The organism is Streptomyces sp. NPDC007808, from assembly GCF_042868655.1.
Classification (GTDB): domain Bacteria; phylum Actinomycetota; class Actinomycetes; order Streptomycetales; family Streptomycetaceae; genus Streptomyces.
Genome location: NZ_JBIAEQ010000003.1, coordinates 721838 through 738615, shown reverse-complemented (window position 1 = coordinate 738615; position 16778 = coordinate 721838). Strand labels below are relative to the sequence as shown.

The window sequence follows — 16778 nt, the reverse complement described above, 5'->3', positions numbered from 1 at the left end:
GCGGGGCCGGTCGACGCAGGCGCGCGTCCGTCCCGTCGGTGACCGGCGAGGTGTCGGAACGGGGCGTGTCGACGGGTCAGCGGCCGCCTGCTGCTCGGCACACCTCCGCATACCCCCGCACCAGCGCCCGCCCCTCGTCCTCCCTGCGCCACGCCAGCGCGTACCGGCTCGGCGAGAGGCCGCGCACCGGTCGTGTCACCACCCCGCCCAGGCTGACCAACGGAGCGTTGCCCGCGGCCACGAGGCAGACGCCGAGCCCGGCGACCAGTGCCTCGTACGTCTCCTCCGTGCCCGCGACCTCCGCCCCGACGCGCGGCGCCCGGCCCCCGCGCTCGTCCAGTGCCAGCCAGTGGTCGCGCAACGGCCCCGCACTCTCCGGCAGGGCGAGGAACGGCTCGTCGAGCAGGTCCGCGAAGTCGATCTCCGCACGGGACGCCAGGGGATGGGTCACCGGGAGAGCCACCAGCCGGGGCTCCTCGGCGACCACCGTCCAGCCGTAGCGGTCGGCGTCCGGCAGGGGCAGCCAGACGAAGGCCACGTCCGAGCCGCCGTCCGCCAGGCCCGCCGTCGGGTCCTCCCAGCTCACCTGGCGCAGGCGCAGCACGCTGTCCGGGTGCGCCGCGGTGAAGCGGGAGCGGATCGCCGGGAGCAGCCCACCGCGCCCCGGGCTGGTGCTCATGCCGACGACGAGCGTGCCGCGCGCCGCGGCCCGGGCCGCCTCCAGTGCCGCCGCCCCCTCCGACCAGGCGGCCAGCACCCTGCGCGCGTACGGCAGCAGCGCCGCCCCGGCCTCGGTGAGCGTCACGCCCCGGGGGTCGCGGCGCAGCAGCTCGGTGCCCAACTGCCTTTCCAGAGCGCGTACTTGCTTGCTGAGCGCCGGCTGGGAGACATACAGTCGCTCGGCCGCCCGGGTGAAATGAAGCTCCTCGGCCACGGTCACGAAATAGCGCAGGTCCCGCACATGGACGTCGATGGTCATAACCATCGGTTATCAGCGTGGGTCTTGGACGCGCAACCGGCCGGGACAGCAGTCTTGCTCAGGCAGGAACACGACCACGCGACGACGAGGGAGCTGTCATGAACAAGGTGTGGCTGATCACCGGAGCGAGCAGCGGTTTCGGGCGGGCCATCGCTCAGGCGGCGCTCGCCGACGGTGACGTGGTGGTCGGTGCCGTACGACGGCCGCAGGGGCTGGACGACCTGGTGGCCGCGCACCCCGACCAGGTGGAGGCGCTGCGGCTGGACGTCGGCGACACAGGGGCCGCCGAGGCCGCCGTACGAGATGTGATCGCCCGGCACGGACGCGTCGACGTCCTGGTGAACAACGCGGGCCGTACCCATGTGGGCGCATTCGAGGAGACAACCGACGACGAGCTGCGCAAGCTGTTCAATGTGCATGTCTTCGGGCCCGCCGCCCTCACACGTGCGGTGCTTCCGCACATGCGGGAGCGGCGGGCCGGAGCCATCGTGCAGATGAGCAGCATGGGCGGGCAGATGTCCTTCGCGGGATTCTCCGCGTACAGCGGCACCAAGTTCGCGCTGGAGGGCATGTCCGAGGGGCTCGCGGACGAGGTCGCCGAGTTCGGCATCAAGGTGCTGATCGTGGAGCCGGGGTCGTTCCGCACCTCGCTGTTCGAGACGGGTCGGGCCGGGGCCAGCACGGACAGCGGCCTGTACCCCAAGGTGAGCCTGACCCGCGGCCTGGTCTCCGGCGGCGACGGCACCCAGCCCGGCGACCCCGCGAAGGCGGCGGCCCTCATCCTGGCCGCACTGGAGGCCGAGGACACCCCGCTGCGGCTGCCGCTGGGCGACGACGGGGTGACGGCTGTGCTCGGTCACCTGGACCGGGTACGGGAGGACGTCACGGCCTGGGAGAAGCGCACGCGCAGGACCGCCTTCGGCGACTGACCTCGCCGGTCAGCGCGTTCACTCCGGTCCGGGAGCGGCCCGGGTGTGCCTATTCGAGCCCGTGAGCCGCGAGGATCGCGGAGTAGGCCTGCTCGGGCGCGCGCCCGGGAAGAGCGTCCGCGGGGGAGTGCGCCAGGAACGAGTTCTTGTCCCCCGAGTAGCGGATTCTCCCGCCGTGCAGGACGGTCACGTGTTCCGCGTCCTCTTCGAGATCGATGATGTCGTGTGTCGACACGAGGACCTGAATGCCATCGGTGAGGTCCCTCAGGATCTCACGGAAGACCCTGCGCTGATGAGGGTCGAGCCCCGCGGTGGGCTCGTCCAGCAGCAGCACCCGCGCACCGTGAACCAGGGCCGAGGCGATGCCCACGCGTCGCAGTTGCCCGCCCGACAGACGGCTGGTCCTGGTGTCGCACTTGTCCCGCAGTCCCACCCGCTCCAGCACCTGTCGGGCCTGGCTCCACGCATCGCCGCGGCTCATCCCCTTGAGCCACCCGACGTACGCCACGTACTCGCGAGCGGTGAAGGTCGGTATGGGAGTGATCTCCTGGGGCATCCAGGCGACCGCACGTCGGAACTGCCGCGACTCCGACGAGATGTCTCCGAGTGCGACCTTTCCGGACTGGGGGCGCACGACGGAGGCGGCCAGTCGCAGAAGAGTGGACTTTCCGGCGCCGTTGGGGCCGAGCAGGATGGTCAGGCCGTCCTGGACCTCATAGCTGAAGTCGCTGAGGACAGGGGAGCTCCAACGCCGGTAGCGGTAGGTGCAGTTGTCCAGTATGAGCGTCACGAACGCCTCCGCGGAGCGATGAAGAAGGAAAGTGTTCCCGCCGCGAACGCGACGACCGTGGCGATGAGCGCGTGCGGGGTGCGCAACGGCTCGGCGACGACTGTCCACGGGTACGGGTCGTGCGGTGATCTGAACCCGACGAGGAACACGGCGAACAGCCACAGAACGGGAACCGAGATCGCCGCCGTGCCGAGCCACAGACGGGCACACAGCATGATCCCGATCAGGAACACGGCGTTGCGCCCGGTGGCCACGACGTCGTCGGCCCCGACCAGGAACCCGTGGACCAGGGCGATCGCCGCGCCGGCAGACGTGGTGGCAACGGCCAGTGCGGCGTCGAAGCAGTCCACGCGCCGCACCGCCGCGTCCTCCCAGTGCTTGGGCCTGGACTCCAGGCTGAGCATCAGGCCCGCCGCGAGGGAGATCGGGACGAACTGCAGGAGTGGTGCCGTGGCACCACCCGGATCGGACAGGGAGGGCACCAGGACCACGTCCCCCCGGGTCACCGCGAGCAGCACCCAGTACACGGCGATGCAGCCGGGTATGACGGTGTGTGCGCGACGGACCGCCATCCACCACCTCATGTCACCCGGTGACACGCGTCCGTGCTCCTTTGCCGGTACCAGTCGGCCTGCTCGTCCCTGGACATGGCACTGACCCTGGCCACCTCCGACCGCGCCGCCACGGCCGTGGGGAACCCACGCATGCGGGCCTCGTAACGCCCGTTCTCCCCTACGGCGGTCGTCGCCCAGAGCCTGAGGGTGTGGCGAATCTCCAGGTCGGGCCGCGAACAACGGAAACGCACTGCCGCGATGGCGAGGCGATAGCGCAGATCTCCGGCCTCGACTCCCTTCGTCAGGTCGACGTACCAGGTTCCGGGAGCGGGATCGGCATGTGTCAGGTCCCCGGTGAGCGTGTCCGTGACCGTGCGCGGCTGCGACTCGACCCCGGCCGACCGGAGTTCGTCCAGGACGTAGTCCGTGTCACCGAGGGCGGTGTCCAGGTGTGCCGAGGTCGCCCTCGGGACACACACCTTCGGCTCGCTGCCCTTGCAGGCCATGGGGGCGAGTCCTGTCACGATCGGCCCGCTGTGATCCCAGTCGTCGACCATTCCGCGGGCGCCGGCGGTTCCGGCGGACGCGACGGCGCACGCGAGCAGGACGCGGAGTGCGACCAGCCGGGTGGGGAACCACAGCAGGACCGCGGCGACGGCGACCGATCCGCCGAAGAGAACCGGAGCGAGGGTGATGTCCCAGGAGATGAGCTCCCCGAGGATCGGTGTCTGGCGCAACTGTCCGGAGACATGGCGCGGCCAGTACGAGGTGGACCCGGCGGAGAAGGCGATCGCCATGAAGACCCCGACGGACACCAGTGGAAAGGCGATCGCGCGGGGAGCGTACAGCCCGGCCGCGCACCCCACCGCCGCGTGCGCGACGCACAGGGCCATCGCCATGAGCAGGGGCCGCAGACTCGCCGCGGTGGGAAGCGCCCCGGCTGCCGAGAGGGCCAGGAGCACCGGAAGGACCAGCATCCACCAGGAAATCAGGACAGGGAGTACGAGAGCATTGGCGGCGACTCGATAGCGGGATCTGCCCAGAGCGATATTCCAGATCTTGGCCGCCTTCAGCCGACCGCATTCCCATGCCGCCAGACCGGCGACGACGGCGTAGGCGAAGGAGGGGATCGGTCCCAGAGCATCGGAGACGATCGTGGGCGCCCAGCCGTAGTGGTCGGCGGGGAAGCGCGCCTCCAGGAAGTAGAACAGAGCGAGAGCGGTCGCGATGGGCGCGGCCCAGATCGCGCTCGTTCCGCGCAGCTGCGTGATGAATTTCAATCGATGTTCCGAGGGTCGATGGAATTCCCGAAAGTGGCCTCGTGGGAATGCGGAAGAACAGCCGGTCGAGGCTCGGTCGCCGGACCGGTCGCCCCGACCAGCTGTTTTCCGTCAGTCGCGGGTCTCAGCTAGGGGCAGCGAGGTCCGGGGTGGGAGTCTTCCTTTGAGGTGTCGACGTAGACCTCGTGCACGTCGAGCGGCCAGTCGGTGTGGTAGTCGTCCACGACACCGAGCTTGAAGTAGTACGAACCCGTGTCGTGGGGCAGGTCCCAGATGCCCGTGCTGGAGATGTCTCCGTCGTAACGGCTGAAGCATTCGCTGAACGTCTTGGTGTCAAAGCCGTCGTCGGGGTAGTAGTCCCACTCGCGCCACATTCGGAGGCTGGCGTTCTTGTCATCCGGAGAATCGCAGAGCGTCCAGTTCACTTCGGAGTAGTAACCGTCCAGCCAGCGACGGGACTCGTCGGCGGTCGTCCAGTTCTCGATGTAGCTGCACCAGTTCGCCTGCGCATTCGGCGCGAAGACGAGCACAAGTGCAGCCGTCATCGAGGTGGTGACAGCCACCGCCCTCGATCTGAGCATCCTTTGGAACCCCTCCCCAGGAAAAACGAGCCACTTGGGATCGTTTGTTCGATCGTTTTCGGTCGGCGGATCTTAGCCAGAAGTTGAAGGTCGGGTCAATGGATTGCAAAGAAGGAGCTGATTTCAGGTCATGTGGGGGAGTTGCGCCGCCCGTTAGGCCCGATTCGGCGGCCGGGGCAGGACCCGCGCACGGCTCGCCGTGCAGGACCCTTGTGCAATTCCTGTGGAGGCCTCAACCTTTCGGCTGACACCCGGAGCGGCACAGGTTGACATGCACCTGATCGATGTCATGTCGCCGGTCGCCCCCGTGTCGCCCCCACAAGCGCACCACCACTCGAGGAGGACCCCTCAGATGGCAGTGATGCGTTCCACCCGGCGAAGACTGGCCCTGGTCGGCACGGCGGCCACCGCGGCGCTCACCGCGAGCCTCGTCTCCGCTCTCCCCGCCACGGCAGCCCCTGAAGGCCGTATCCAGTACGCCGGCGCCGCGGGCGCCGTCGCCGACAGCTACCTCGTGACCCTCAAGCCGGGCGCGGCACGGGCCGGTTCCGCCGAGGGCAGGGCCATCGCCCAGCGGTACGGCGCCACGATCGAGCGGACGTACAAGAAGGCCCTGAACGGCTACGCGATCGAGGCGTCCGAGACCGAGGCGAAGCGGCTCGCCGCCGACCCGGCGGTCGCCTCCGTCGTCCAGAACCGCACCTTCAGTGTCGACGCCACCCAGACCAACCCGCCCTCCTGGGGCCTGGACCGCATCGACCAGAAGAACCTGCCGCTCAACAGCTCGTACACCTACCCGGACTCGGCCGGTCAGGGCGTGACCGCCTACGTCATCGACACCGGCGTCCGCATCACCCACGGCGACTTCGGCGGACGCGCCTCCTACGGCTACGACGCCATCGACAACGACAACACCGCCCAGGACGGCCACGGCCACGGCACGCACGTCGCGGGCACGGTCGCCGGGACGGCGTACGGCGTCGCCAAGAAGGCGAAGGTCGTCGGCGTACGCGTGCTGAACAACTCCGGCCAGGGCACCACCGCACAGGTGGTCGCCGGCATCGACTGGGTCGCCCGGAACGCGGTCAAGCCGGCCGTCGCCAACATGTCCCTCGGCGGCCCCGCCGACTCCGCCCTGGACACGGCCGTACGCAACGCCGTCGCCTCCGGCATCACCTTCGCCGTCGCAGCCGGCAACGAGTCGACCAATGCCTCCACCAGGTCGCCCGCGCGCGTGGCCGAGGCCATCACGGTCGGCGCCACCACCAGCTCGGACGCGAAGGCGAGCTACTCCAACTACGGCTCGGCGCTGGACCTGTTCGCGCCCGGCTCGTCCATCACCTCGGCGTGGAACAGCAGTGACTCGGCGACCAACACCATCTCCGGCACCTCGATGGCGAGCCCGCACGTGGCGGGCGCGGCCGCGCTGCACCTCGCCGACAACCCCTCGGCGACCCCGGCCCAGGTCGCCTCGGCGCTGACGTCCGCCGCCACCACCGGCGTCGTCACCAGCCCCGGCACCGGCTCGCCCAACCGGCTCCTGTACGTCGGCGGCGGTACGACGACCCCTCCGGGCCCCCGCTTCGAGAACACCGGTGACTACGCGATCAGCGACAACGCCACCGTCGAGTCCCCGGTGACGGTCTCGGGGGTCTCCGGCAACGCGCCCTCGGCCCTGGCCGTCGAGGTCCACATCGTCCACACGTACATCGGCGACCTCCAGGTCCAGCTGATCGCCCCGGACGGCACGGCGTACACGCTGAAGTCGTACGGCACGGGCGGCAGTTCGGACAACATCAACACCACGTACTCGGTGAACGCCTCGTCGGAGGCGGCCAACGGCACGTGGAAGCTGCGGGTGAGCGACAACGCGAACTGGGACACCGGGCGGATCGACGCCTGGGCGCTCCAGTTCTAGCCCCGGGTCACTGATCCTCCTCGTCCTCGCGGTACGGCTCCGGGTCTGTGACCCAGCCGGCCGCGAGGACGAGCCGTGTGTGGCGGTGCAGGGCGAGGAAGCCGAAGGGGCGGTCGAAGGTCGCCCTGACGGCCGTGGTCAGCCAGCGCAGCCGCGGCAGCCCGGCCCCCACGGCGCCGAAGGCCGTCACCGCGGCCGCCTCGAAACCGCGGGCGCCGAACCGCGCCATCGCCGACTGCGTGCCCGACGGGATGTGCAGGGGGAAGTCACCGATCCCGGGGAAGTGCCCGGTGGGCCGCCTCTGCCGGGCGGTCGTGAGCCCGAACACCCCGTGGTGGTCGAGCAGGTCATGGACCGCGCGCACCTGGTACCCCACCGTCAGGACGTTCAGCGTCGGCGGCTCGGGCGACGTGTTGCGCTCCCTCACGACGCTCAGACCGGGACCCACGTCGCCGTAGGGCAGATCGGGCCCCTGGACGACCCGATGCCTGCGGGCCAGGACGCCCACCCCGGCCGCCAGCACCTGCCCGGGTGCCATGCCCTCCTCGCCCAGCAGCAGATGGACGTCGATCGCGGTGTCCCCCAGCACCTTCAGCTCGGTGACATGCCCCGCCGGTGTGTCCGCCACGCCGATCCGGTCCAGCAGTCTGCTCCGGCGCTGCAGGCCCAGCAGCGTCCGTCCACGCCACGGGCCGGTCTGCGGCACGTAGGGCCACTCCCGGAAGGGCTGGAGCCACTTGGTCCGCAGGGCCAGCGCACTGGCCAGCACCATCTCGGTGTCCTCCGACACCTGGACGGGCATCGTCTCGATCAGCCCGCCCGTCCGCTTCGCCGCCCAGGCGTCCAGCGCCTCCTTGTCGGCCGCCGCGTCCCCGGTCAGTACCCCGTGTGCCGCCGCGGGCAGTCCCGCCTCCCACCGTTCGCGCAGCTGAAGCGTCCGCCTCGTCCACAGCCCGAGCGCCGAGTCCAGCCCGCGCACGGCCCCCATGGCGCCCAGCAACTCCCGCGCGGCGCCCGCCGCTTCGTCGGCCGCGAGCCCGACCGCGTCGGCCAGTTCGGCCCGCGCCGGACCGTCCGCCCCGTCCGCGAGGAAGCCGAGCAGCGGCCACACCCCCGCCGCCGAGACGACCGTGCCGCCCGCGGCCGTGCCCGAGGCGTCCACCGCCTCCGCCCAGCGGGCCGTGAGCCGGTTCACCGCTCGGACCGTCGCATCCGCAACGCGCATGACGTCCCCCTTCCCCCACCCTTACGATTCGCCCAGTCGTACGCCAGTTCCCACCGCCCGGCACCGCCGCCTGAACCAGGAGCACGGTACCCGTGTCCACAGCCCCGCCTCCCGGATCCCCGCGGCCACCGGCGGGCCCGCAGCAGCCCCAAGGTCCTTACGCGCAGGGGCCGTACCCGCCGCCGTCGCCGTATCCCGTCGGCGCCCCCGGGCCGCACCCCTTCGACCCCTACGGCCGTCCGGCTCCCGTCAACGGTGTCGCCATCGGCGCCCTCGTCCTCGGTCTGCTGTGCTTCCTGCCGGCCGTCGGGCTGGTGCTGGGGCTGATCGCGCTGGCGCAGATCAGGAAGCGGGGCGAGCAGGGCAAGGGCATGGCGATCGCCGGTTCCGTGCTGTCCTGCCTCGGTCTCGCTCTGTGGGTGCTGGCCCTGTCCACGGGCTCCGCCGCCGACTTCTGGGACGGCTTCAAGGGCGCGGCGAGGGGTGAGGGCACCGCCTACGCGCTCGCCAAGGGCGACTGCTTCAACTCCTCGACCGGCAGCCTGGAGGGGGAGACCTACGACGTGGACGAGGTGCCGTGCACCCGCGCGCACGACGCCGAGGTCCTCGCCGTCGTACGGGTGCCGGACGGCTCCTTCCCCGGCGACGACGAGCTGACGCGGACCGCCGAGGACAGGTGCTACGAGCTCCAGGGGCACTACGCCCTCGACGCCTGGGCCGTCCCGGACGACGTGGAGCTGTACTTCCTCGTACCGACCCGGCAGAGCTGGAGCTTCGGGGACCGTGAGATCACCTGCATGTTCGGCAGCACGCGGGGCGAGCGGCTGACCGAGTCCCTGCGCCATGACCATCTGACGCTCGACTCCTACCAGGTGCGGTTCCTGACGGCGAGCAATGCCGTCGACGACGTGCTGTACCAGGAGCCCGAGGCGTATCCGGAGGACGACCTGGAGGCGAACCGGGCCTGGGCCGGGGACGTCCACCGCGTCCTCGGTGAACAGACGCGGAAACTGCGCGCGCAGCCCTGGCCCGAGAACGCCGAGCGGCCCGTCGCCGAGTTCCTCGCGGACATGGAGAAGGCCCGCAAGCAGTGGGCCGGGGCCGCCGCGGCGGACGACGCGGACACGTTCCGCGCCCGCTACGACGCGGCGTACGGCCATGTCGACGGCCCCGCGACCGTCACGGCGCGCAAGGCTTTGGGCCTGGACACGACCGTCCCGGCGTACGAGGACGCCTCCGAGGGCGGCGGCGACAGCGGCGGTGGCGGCGGCCTGGATGTGTGAACGGGGCCTATACGGAAAGAAAGTGCCTGGGTAAAGACCTGCGCGGGCACAAGTCATCACATCGAGTGATTCTCTGGCCTTTGCTTGCGTGGGACAACTCTTGGTTGCCACGCTGTTGCTGTCTGTACAACCTGATGGGAGCGGCCAGTGACTTTCGGTGAGCAGCCGGCGTATCTGCGCGTCGCGGGTGATCTCCGCAAGAAGATCGTCGACGGTTCGCTGCCACCGCACACCCGCCTCCCCTCCCAGGCCAGGATCCGCGAGGAGTACGGCGTCTCCGACACCGTCGCGCTGGAGGCGCGCAAGGTGCTGATGGCGGAGGGGCTGGTCGAGGGGCGCTCCGGGTCCGGGACGTACGTCCGTGAGCGGCCCGTGCCCCGCCGGATCGCCCGCTCCGGCTTCCGCCCGCCCAGCGGCGCCACGCCCTTCCGTCAGGAGCAGGCCGACGGCGAGGCGCGCGGCACCTGGGAGTCCAGCAGCGAGCAGGCCCTCGCGAGCGTCGCCGTGGCCGAGCGGCTCGGCATCCGGCCCGGCGACCGCGTGATGTGCACGCGGTACGTCTTCCGGGACTCCGGCGACGTGATGATGCTCTCCACCTCCTGGGAGCCCCTCGCCGTCACCGGCCGGACGCCCGTGATGCTGCCCGAGGAGGGGCCGCTCGGCGGTATGGGCGTCGTCGAGCGCATGGCGGCCATCGACGTCGTCGTCGACAACGTGACGGAGGAGGTGGGCGCGCGCCCCGGCCTGGCGGAGGAACTGCTGGCCCTGGGCGGTGTCCCCGGCCATGTGGTCCTGGTCGTCCAGCGCACCTATTACGCGTCAGGACGCCCCGTGGAGACGGCCGACGTGGTGATCCCGGCCGACCGCTACCGGGTCGCGTACCACCTCCCGGTGAAGTAGCGCGCGCCTCTACGGCGTTGCGTCCGACAGTCCTTCAACTCCTGCCCCTTCCCTTGCCGTTCGAATCTGGCCGTTCTCGCAGGTCGCGACGGGCATGTCCGGCATGCCCGTGACCGGATGCGTCGACGTCCACGCACGGCGCGCTCGATTTCGTGCGCCCCCCGGCCCTGGCTGGTTGCGTACCTCTTTGTGAAAAGCCGTATTCGCTGAGTGAAGGTTAGGCGTAGGCTCGGGCATATGCGGATTGCGGTTTCCTTAGCGGGCGGGGCACGGCACAGGCCGCGAGCGTTGCGCAGGCGGTCGTGGGCGGGAAGGAGCAGTGGGGCGCGATGAACGACAGCACGGTCACTCTTCCCTGGCTCGTCGTTCGTCAGGACGACAACGGCAATCGCTACCGCGTCGGCCGGTACGCGACCCGGGCGGAGGCCCAGAAGATCGCGGACAGCCTCGACCACCGCGGCCACAAGCAGCTGTACTGGGTCGAGCGGATCGCCCAGAACGGCGGAGCGGACGGCTGACTGCCCTCCGTCCACTCGTTTTCCGCCCCTTTTTCCGACTCCCGTAGGCTCCGGCGCATGACGGAACGGATCGTGGTCGGCGCCGCGCTGCTGGAGGACGGTCGCCTGCTCGCCGCGCGCCGCAGCGCGCCCGAGGAACTGGCCGGCCGCTGGGAGCTGCCCGGTGGAAAGGTCGAGCCCGGCGAGGCGCCCGAGGAGGCGCTGGTGCGCGAGCTGCGGGAGGAACTCGGCGTGGATGCCGAGGTGATCGAGCGCGTGCCCGGGGCGTGGCCGCTGAAGCCGCCGTACGTCCTGCACGTGTGGACGGCCCGCCTGCTGCCCGGGGCGACGGACCCCGAGCCGCTCCAGGACCATGATGCGCTGCGCTGGCTGGGGCCGGGGGAACTGTGGGACGTGGACTGGCTGGAGCAGGACGTGCCGGCGGTCAGGGAAGTGGCGGGACACCTGGGGTGATCCCGCGATACCGCACCCGGATATCGGGTATGTGGCTATTAACCCTATGAAACCGGACATGGGAACCCCGCTGGCTGGCCTGGGAAGTGATCGGCGTGATCGACACCGATGGTGACTGCGCCGAGTGGACCTTCCCCGCCGAGCCGGGCGCCGTGCGGGCCGCGCGTGCCGCCGTCAGGGGCCGATTGCGCCGATGGGACCTGGACAGCCTCGCGGACATCGCGGCGCTGCTGGTCAGCGAGCTGGTGACCAACTCCCTGCGGCACGCCACAGGCCCCATCGGCGTACGCCTGGTCCGTCCGGGCGACCTGGGCGACACCCTCCTGGTCGAGGTCTCCGACCCCCTGCCCGACCCGCCTCGCACACGCACCGCCCACCCCGAGGACGAGAGCGGCCGCGGTCTGCAACTCGTGGCGCTCTCCTCACGTCGTTGGGGTACCAGGCCGGGACGGAGCGCGGGCAAGACGGTGTGGTTCGAACTCGGCGTACCGGAATGACGTCCGGCACCTGAGCCCCGGCACTCGCCTCCTCGGGGCTCGCCCGTCCGCTCGACGCCCCGTCAGCAGACGTCAACTCCGGTGTACGCGTGCCCCCACCGTGTCGAGTGCCCGCCCCATGCCGGCGACGGTTGACGAATCGCGTGATTCGACCGCGTGTCCGCTGGTTAGAAGACTGGAAGTGTTTCCGCGGCCGGGACCGAAAACCATCGGGAACGTGCTGTGATCGTGAACACCGTGTTGTGCGGGACCGTAGTGCTGGATACTGCGGGCAGCCGCCGCCGGTGACCGGTGCCGGACGCGGTGAGCTGGAGGGGACGGTTCGCGTGAGCGAGATACCAGCGAGGGCCACGGGGTCCGAGGACCCGTCGGACGGCGCGAGGAGCAAGGCGGCGCAGGGGCGAGCGGTCCACGACACACCGGCCTCCCGGGACACACGGGACTCACGAGGCGCACAGACATCAGCCGACACCCAGGCGTCCGACGCCTCCGCCCCCCGTCACCCCGGCTTCGCCTCCGACGAGATACGTCCCGGTGACCCCGTCTGGCAGAGCAGCCCGCCCGGCTCGATCTACGACTACATCAAGGTCGCCTCCTTCTCCATCGGCCCCGACGGCCTGGTCGACCAGTGGAGCGTGCGCGCCGAGCAGTTGTTCGGCATCCCCGCCCGGCGCGCCGTCGGCATGGACCCCATCGAGGCGTTCATCGACCCCGACCTGCGCGAGCAGGGCCAGCGGAAGATGGCCGAGATCCTCGACGGCCGTGAATGGACCGGCGTCGTCCCCTTCCGGGCGCCGGACACGGCCGACGGGCAGCGCGGCCAGGAAGGGCTCGCCGAGGTGTACGTCATGCCGACGCGCACCGAGGACGGCGAGAAGGCCGCCGTCTGCATCGTCGTCGACGTCCGCACCCTGCGTCGGATCGAGACCGACCTCGCCGCCTCGCAGGCGATTTTCAGTCAGTCTCCCTTCGGCTTCCTGCTGATCGACTCCGACCTCCGGGTGCGCCGCGCCAACCAGCGGTTCGCCTCCATCTTCGGCGGCACCCCGGACGACCACCGCGGCCGCGGCGTCCACGACTACCTGGCCCGCCCCGAGGCGGACCGGGTCACGGCCACCCTGCGCCGGGTCCTGGAGAGCGGCGACTCCATCACGGACATGCACATCACGGGCTTCCTGCCCGGCTCCGACGAACGCCGCCACTGGTCCATCAACCTGTACCGGGTGCACAGCGGCAGCGGCCGCCCCATCGGCATCGCCTGGCTCGGAATCGACATCACCGCCCGCCGTGCCGCCGCCCGCGAGGCCGCCGCCGCACGGCGCAACCTGGCCCTGCTGAACGAGGCCGGTGCCCGCATAGGCAACTCCCTCGATCTGGAGACGACGGCCCGCGAGCTCCTCGACGTCGTGGTCCCCGGCTTCTGCGACCTGGCCACGGTCGACCTCTACCAAGGGCTGCTGGCCGGCGACGAGACCCCGCCGGGCCTCGCCGACGGCAGCGCCGAGGTACGCCGGGTCGCCTTCGCCAGCGCGGTCTCCGACGCGCCGTTCGTCGGGGGCGGGGCCCAGGTCGCGGTCGGCGCAGTCCACCACTACCCCTTCAACTCCCCCTGCGCGGACGCCCTGCGCACCGCCCGGCCGCAGCGCGTGCCCGGCGAGGAGGGCGGCCTCGTGCAGTCCACGCTCGCCGTGCCGATGGTCGCCCACGACACGGTGGTGGGCCTGGCGCAGTTCGCCCGGACGAAGGGCAGCGAGCCGTTCGGCGACCGGGACCGCGACCTCGCGGTGGAACTGGCGGCGCGAGCGGCGGTGTGCATCGACAACGCCCGCCTGTACCGGCGTGAGCACGAGCGGGCGCTGATACTGCAGCGGTCGCTGCTCCCGCCGGGAGACCCGGTCGCCTCCGGGCTGGACATCGCGTGCCGCTACCTGCCCGGCAACGCGTCGCCCGACCGCCCGAGCGAGGTCGGCGGTGACTGGTTCGACGTCATAGAACTCCCCGGCCACCGCACCGCGTTGGTCGTCGGGGACGTGATGGGCCGTGGCCTGCGCGCGGCCGTCGCGATGGGCGAACTGCGCTCGGCCGTGAGGACCCTGGCCCTCCTCGACCTCGAACCGGCGGAGGTCCTGTCCGCGTTGGACGAGATCGCACGCGGCCTGGGCGCCCCCGGAGGCGTGCAGCAGGCCACCCGGGCGGCTCGCCGGCCCCGCGAGGCGGACCTGTCCGAGGTGTACCTGGCGACCTGCGTGTACGCGGTCTACGACGCCGTCACGCGCCGGTGCACCTTCGCCAACGCCGGTCATCTCCCGCCGGTCCTCGTCGAGCCCGGTGAGGCGGCGCTGATGCTCGACGTGCCGCCCGGGATGCCGCTGGGCGTGGGCGGCGAGCCGTTCGAGGAGGTGGAGGTCGAGCTGCCGGAGGGGGCGCTGCTGGCGCTCTACACGGACGGACTGGTGGAGTCCCGCGACCATCCCCTCGACGAGGGCCTGCAAGCCTTCGTGGGCGCGCTCACCGACCCCGCCCGCCCGTCGCCCGAGCACCACCCCTCGACGACGGCGCTCGGCGCCGACCCCCGCCCGAACCTGGAGGACGTCTGCGACCACGTCCTCAACATCCTCGACAGCCATCACGGCGAGGACGACATCGCCCTGCTGATGGCCCGGGTGCAGGGACTGCCGGCCGAGTCGGTCGGCGACTGGACGCTGCCGCGCGAGCCGCGCAGTGTGGGCCGCGCCCGGGAGTACGCCCGCGGACAGCTGCTCTCCTGGGACCTGGAGCCTCTGGTCGACACGACGGAACTCCTGGTCAGCGAACTGGTCACCAATGCCCTGCGGTACGGCGAGGGCGAGATCAGACTCCGCCTCCTGCTGGACCGGACCCTGGTCTGCGAGGTCTGGGACTCCGGTCTGGTCCAGCCGCGCCGTCGTCGCGCCCGCGACACGGACGAAGGCGGCCGGGGCCTCCAGCTGGTGGGCCTCCTCAGCGCCGCATGGGGCTCCCGCCGCACACCGCGCGGCAAGACGGTGTGGTTCGAACTCCCGCTGCCGGACGGGGAGAACGGGCTGGTGGATCCGGCGGAGGCGTTGTTGAGCCTGTTCTGAGCGGCGGCGAGGTGCCGTACCAAGCCCGGGTGGGGTGCGGTGCGCTCAGGTGCGGACCGTCCCGCCGCGCCGCTCCCGGCTGCGCGGCCCGCCGAAGCAGGCGGGCGGCCCACCGTCCGGCGCCCCGCCCAGCAGGACGCCGCCGAGGACGGCGCCGGCGAGTCCGTCGATGTCGGCGCCGGGGCCGTCGACGGGGTGGCCGTGCACCCGGACGTCCTGTTCGGCGAGTTCGTGGGCCTGCAGGGCCAGCAGGTCGGCTTCGACGAGGTCGGCGAGTTCCTGACGCGCGTCCCGCCCGGCAGGCGCGGACACCGGCACCGCGAGCAGCCGCCGGGCCTCCGCCAACCGGGTGCGGGCCTCGGCGCCGACCGCCGCCCGGTGCGTCGCGACGACCGTGTCCGCGTCGGCGACGGCACTGCCCGCACAGAGCGACGCGGCCGCCGGGATCACCCCGCTGCGCCCCGCGAAGACGGGCTGAACGCCCCGTACGATCCGCCGCAGCAGGTCGAGCGGGTCGTACGCCTTGGACGCCAGCTCCTCTCGTACGGCGGCCAGGGCGAGATCGGCATGCAGGACACGGGCGTGCAGCTCACCGGGAGGGACGTCGACCGTGGCCGGGGAGGCGGGCGTGCCGGGCGCCGCCGGTCCCGGCGCCCCGGCGTCGACTGCCCGCAGCCGCTCCCGGGCTCCGGCGATCTCCGCCTCCCCGCCGCTCAGCGCGGCCGGAACCATCGCCGCGGCCGTCGCGAGGGTCCGGGCGAGCCGCTCGACGCCGTCGACGAGGGCTGCGGCCTGGGCGATGGCGCCCTCGGCCGCCCGCAGCCGCCCCGCGGCCCGTCCGTTCTCGCCCGAGTCGGCGCGCCGGCGGGCCTGGTTGAGCCGTGCGGTGGCGAACACGAGCCGGTCCTTGGCCTGCTCGACATGGCCCGCGACGTCGGCGGTGGCGGTGTGCCCGTACCGGTCGCCGAGTTCGGCGAGGACCGCGCCGGTGCCCCCGAGACGCCCGGCCAGCTCCCGGAACCGCCCCTCGGCGACCACCAGCGCATGGCCCAGCCCGCCGCCCAGGCCCTCCTCCAGCGCCCGTACCTCGTCGAACGCGGCGGCCCGTGCGTCCAGCAGCCGCCCCGCCTCCTCGCACCGCCCCACGATCCCGGCCAGCACATGCCGCCGGGCCGCGGCCTCCCGCGGCACCCCGCCCTCGTACTGCCACCGCATCCGGAACGCGACCGCCAGCTCCCGCTCCGCGTCCCGCACCACCCGCGCGACATCCTCGACGTCCGCAGGCGCGACGGCGGCCCCGGCGGTGACACGCTCCGCCACGAAGCCGAGTTCCTCCCCGCTCACCCGCACCCAGTCGTCCGCCGCGACCAGCAGCGCCCGCGCCCTGTCGTCCAGTCCTCCGTCCGGCGCTTCGACGGCCCGCACCGGCGGCCCGCCGGGAGTCGTGCGCCCGCGCTGCCGCCGCCTGCGCCGCAGGAACCCGTAGCCCGCCAGCGCCATGGCCGCGGCGGCGGCCAGCAGCGGCACCACGAGATCGATCCCGGACGTCTCCTCGACCTCCTGCTGGGCCGCCGCTCCCGCGACGGGTCGCTCCGCCCCGCCCGCGAGCCGGTCCCCGCCTGCGAACGTCAGGGCGGGCAGCACCAGCCACACCACCCCGACCAGCCCGCCCAGCAGGGCGTGCACCACCCGCGCGGATATGTGCGAGCCGCCCCGCCGCGGACGGCTTCGGATCAAGGATGACGTCACATTCCGGAGCGTATGAGCACG

General features: G+C 71.8%; 15 protein-coding genes. 8 read left to right on the top strand and 7 right to left on the bottom strand.

The window, feature by feature from the left end:
- Window positions 1-76 precede the first annotated feature (76 nt).
- Window positions 77-985: a LysR family transcriptional regulator gene (locus ACFYNL_RS15055; RefSeq protein WP_388802285.1), complete on the bottom strand. Its 909-nt coding sequence runs from the start codon at window positions 983-985 to the stop codon at window positions 77-79.
- Between the two features lie 92 nt (window positions 986-1077).
- Here ACFYNL_RS15055 and ACFYNL_RS15050 point away from each other — a divergent pair, with 92 nt between their 5' ends.
- Entirely contained in the window at window positions 1078-1908 is an 831-nt protein-coding gene (locus ACFYNL_RS15050) for an oxidoreductase (RefSeq protein WP_388802282.1), read from the top strand.
- A 49-nt stretch (window positions 1909-1957) separates the two neighbouring features.
- On the opposite strand, the gene ACFYNL_RS15045 is transcribed toward ACFYNL_RS15050, so the two are convergent.
- From ACFYNL_RS15045 to ACFYNL_RS15030, 4 genes are all read right to left on the bottom strand, one after another.
- Window positions 1958-2698: an ATP-binding cassette domain-containing protein gene (locus ACFYNL_RS15045; protein WP_388802279.1), complete on the bottom strand. Its 741-nt coding sequence runs from the start codon at window positions 2696-2698 to the stop codon at window positions 1958-1960.
- Complete coding sequence (locus ACFYNL_RS15040; protein ID WP_388802276.1) at window positions 2695-3270, bottom strand: hypothetical protein; 576 nt, start codon at window positions 3268-3270, stop codon at window positions 2695-2697. Before ACFYNL_RS15040 ends, ACFYNL_RS15045 begins: the two co-directional genes overlap by 4 nt.
- An 8-nt stretch (window positions 3271-3278) precedes the next feature.
- Window positions 3279-4532, bottom strand: a complete 1254-nt coding sequence (locus tag ACFYNL_RS15035; protein ID WP_388802273.1) for a hypothetical protein — start codon at window positions 4530-4532, stop codon at window positions 3279-3281.
- A 128-nt stretch (window positions 4533-4660) separates the two neighbouring features.
- Window positions 4661-5077, bottom strand: a complete 417-nt coding sequence (locus ACFYNL_RS15030; RefSeq protein ID WP_388802270.1) for a hypothetical protein — start codon at window positions 5075-5077, stop codon at window positions 4661-4663.
- A gap of 388 nt (window positions 5078-5465) precedes the next feature.
- On the opposite strand from ACFYNL_RS15030, the gene ACFYNL_RS15025 reads away from it, so the two are divergent.
- Window positions 5466-7031, top strand: a complete 1566-nt coding sequence (locus ACFYNL_RS15025) for a S8 family serine peptidase (protein WP_388802267.1) — start codon at window positions 5466-5468, stop codon at window positions 7029-7031.
- A gap of 7 nt (window positions 7032-7038) precedes the next feature.
- Here the strand turns inward: ACFYNL_RS15025 and ACFYNL_RS15020 are convergent, their stop codons facing one another.
- The gene (locus tag ACFYNL_RS15020) at window positions 7039-8256 is read right to left on the bottom strand and encodes a serpin family protein (RefSeq protein ID WP_388802265.1); all 1218 of its coding nucleotides are present in this window, start codon (window positions 8254-8256) and stop codon (window positions 7039-7041) included.
- Window positions 8257-8348: 92 nt separating this feature from the next.
- Between ACFYNL_RS15020 and ACFYNL_RS15015 the strand changes: the two genes are divergently transcribed.
- The 6 genes from ACFYNL_RS15015 to ACFYNL_RS14990 all read left to right on the top strand — a co-directional run bounded on the left by ACFYNL_RS15015 (window position 8349) and on the right by ACFYNL_RS14990 (window position 15008).
- Entirely contained in the window at window positions 8349-9539 is a 1191-nt protein-coding gene (locus ACFYNL_RS15015; RefSeq protein ID WP_388802262.1) for a DUF4190 domain-containing protein, read from the top strand.
- A 147-nt stretch (window positions 9540-9686) separates the two neighbouring features.
- Window positions 9687-10439 carry a GntR family transcriptional regulator gene (locus ACFYNL_RS15010; protein ID WP_388802259.1) on the top strand — a complete coding sequence of 251 codons (753 nt, stop codon included), beginning with the start codon at window positions 9687-9689 and terminating at the stop codon, window positions 10437-10439.
- A 329-nt stretch (window positions 10440-10768) separates the two neighbouring features.
- Window positions 10769-10957, top strand: coding sequence for an SPOR domain-containing protein (locus ACFYNL_RS15005; RefSeq protein ID WP_388802256.1), 189 nt, complete (start codon window positions 10769-10771; stop codon window positions 10955-10957).
- A 57-nt stretch (window positions 10958-11014) separates the two neighbouring features.
- Window positions 11015-11410 (top strand): (deoxy)nucleoside triphosphate pyrophosphohydrolase, encoded by a 396-nt coding sequence (locus ACFYNL_RS15000; protein ID WP_388802253.1) that lies wholly within the window; start codon window positions 11015-11017, stop codon window positions 11408-11410.
- A gap of 95 nt (window positions 11411-11505) precedes the next feature.
- Window positions 11506-11907, top strand: a complete 402-nt coding sequence (locus tag ACFYNL_RS14995) for an ATP-binding protein (protein ID WP_388802251.1) — start codon at window positions 11506-11508, stop codon at window positions 11905-11907.
- 326 nt (window positions 11908-12233) lie between these two features.
- Window positions 12234-15008, top strand: coding sequence for a SpoIIE family protein phosphatase (locus ACFYNL_RS14990; protein ID WP_388802248.1), 2775 nt, complete (start codon window positions 12234-12236; stop codon window positions 15006-15008).
- 45 nt (window positions 15009-15053) lie between these two features.
- Here ACFYNL_RS14990 and ACFYNL_RS14985 read toward each other — a convergent pair whose 3' ends face one another.
- Window positions 15054-16757: a hypothetical protein gene (locus ACFYNL_RS14985; protein ID WP_388802245.1), complete on the bottom strand. Its 1704-nt coding sequence runs from the start codon at window positions 16755-16757 to the stop codon at window positions 15054-15056.
- Between the last annotated feature and the right edge of the window lie 21 nt (window positions 16758-16778).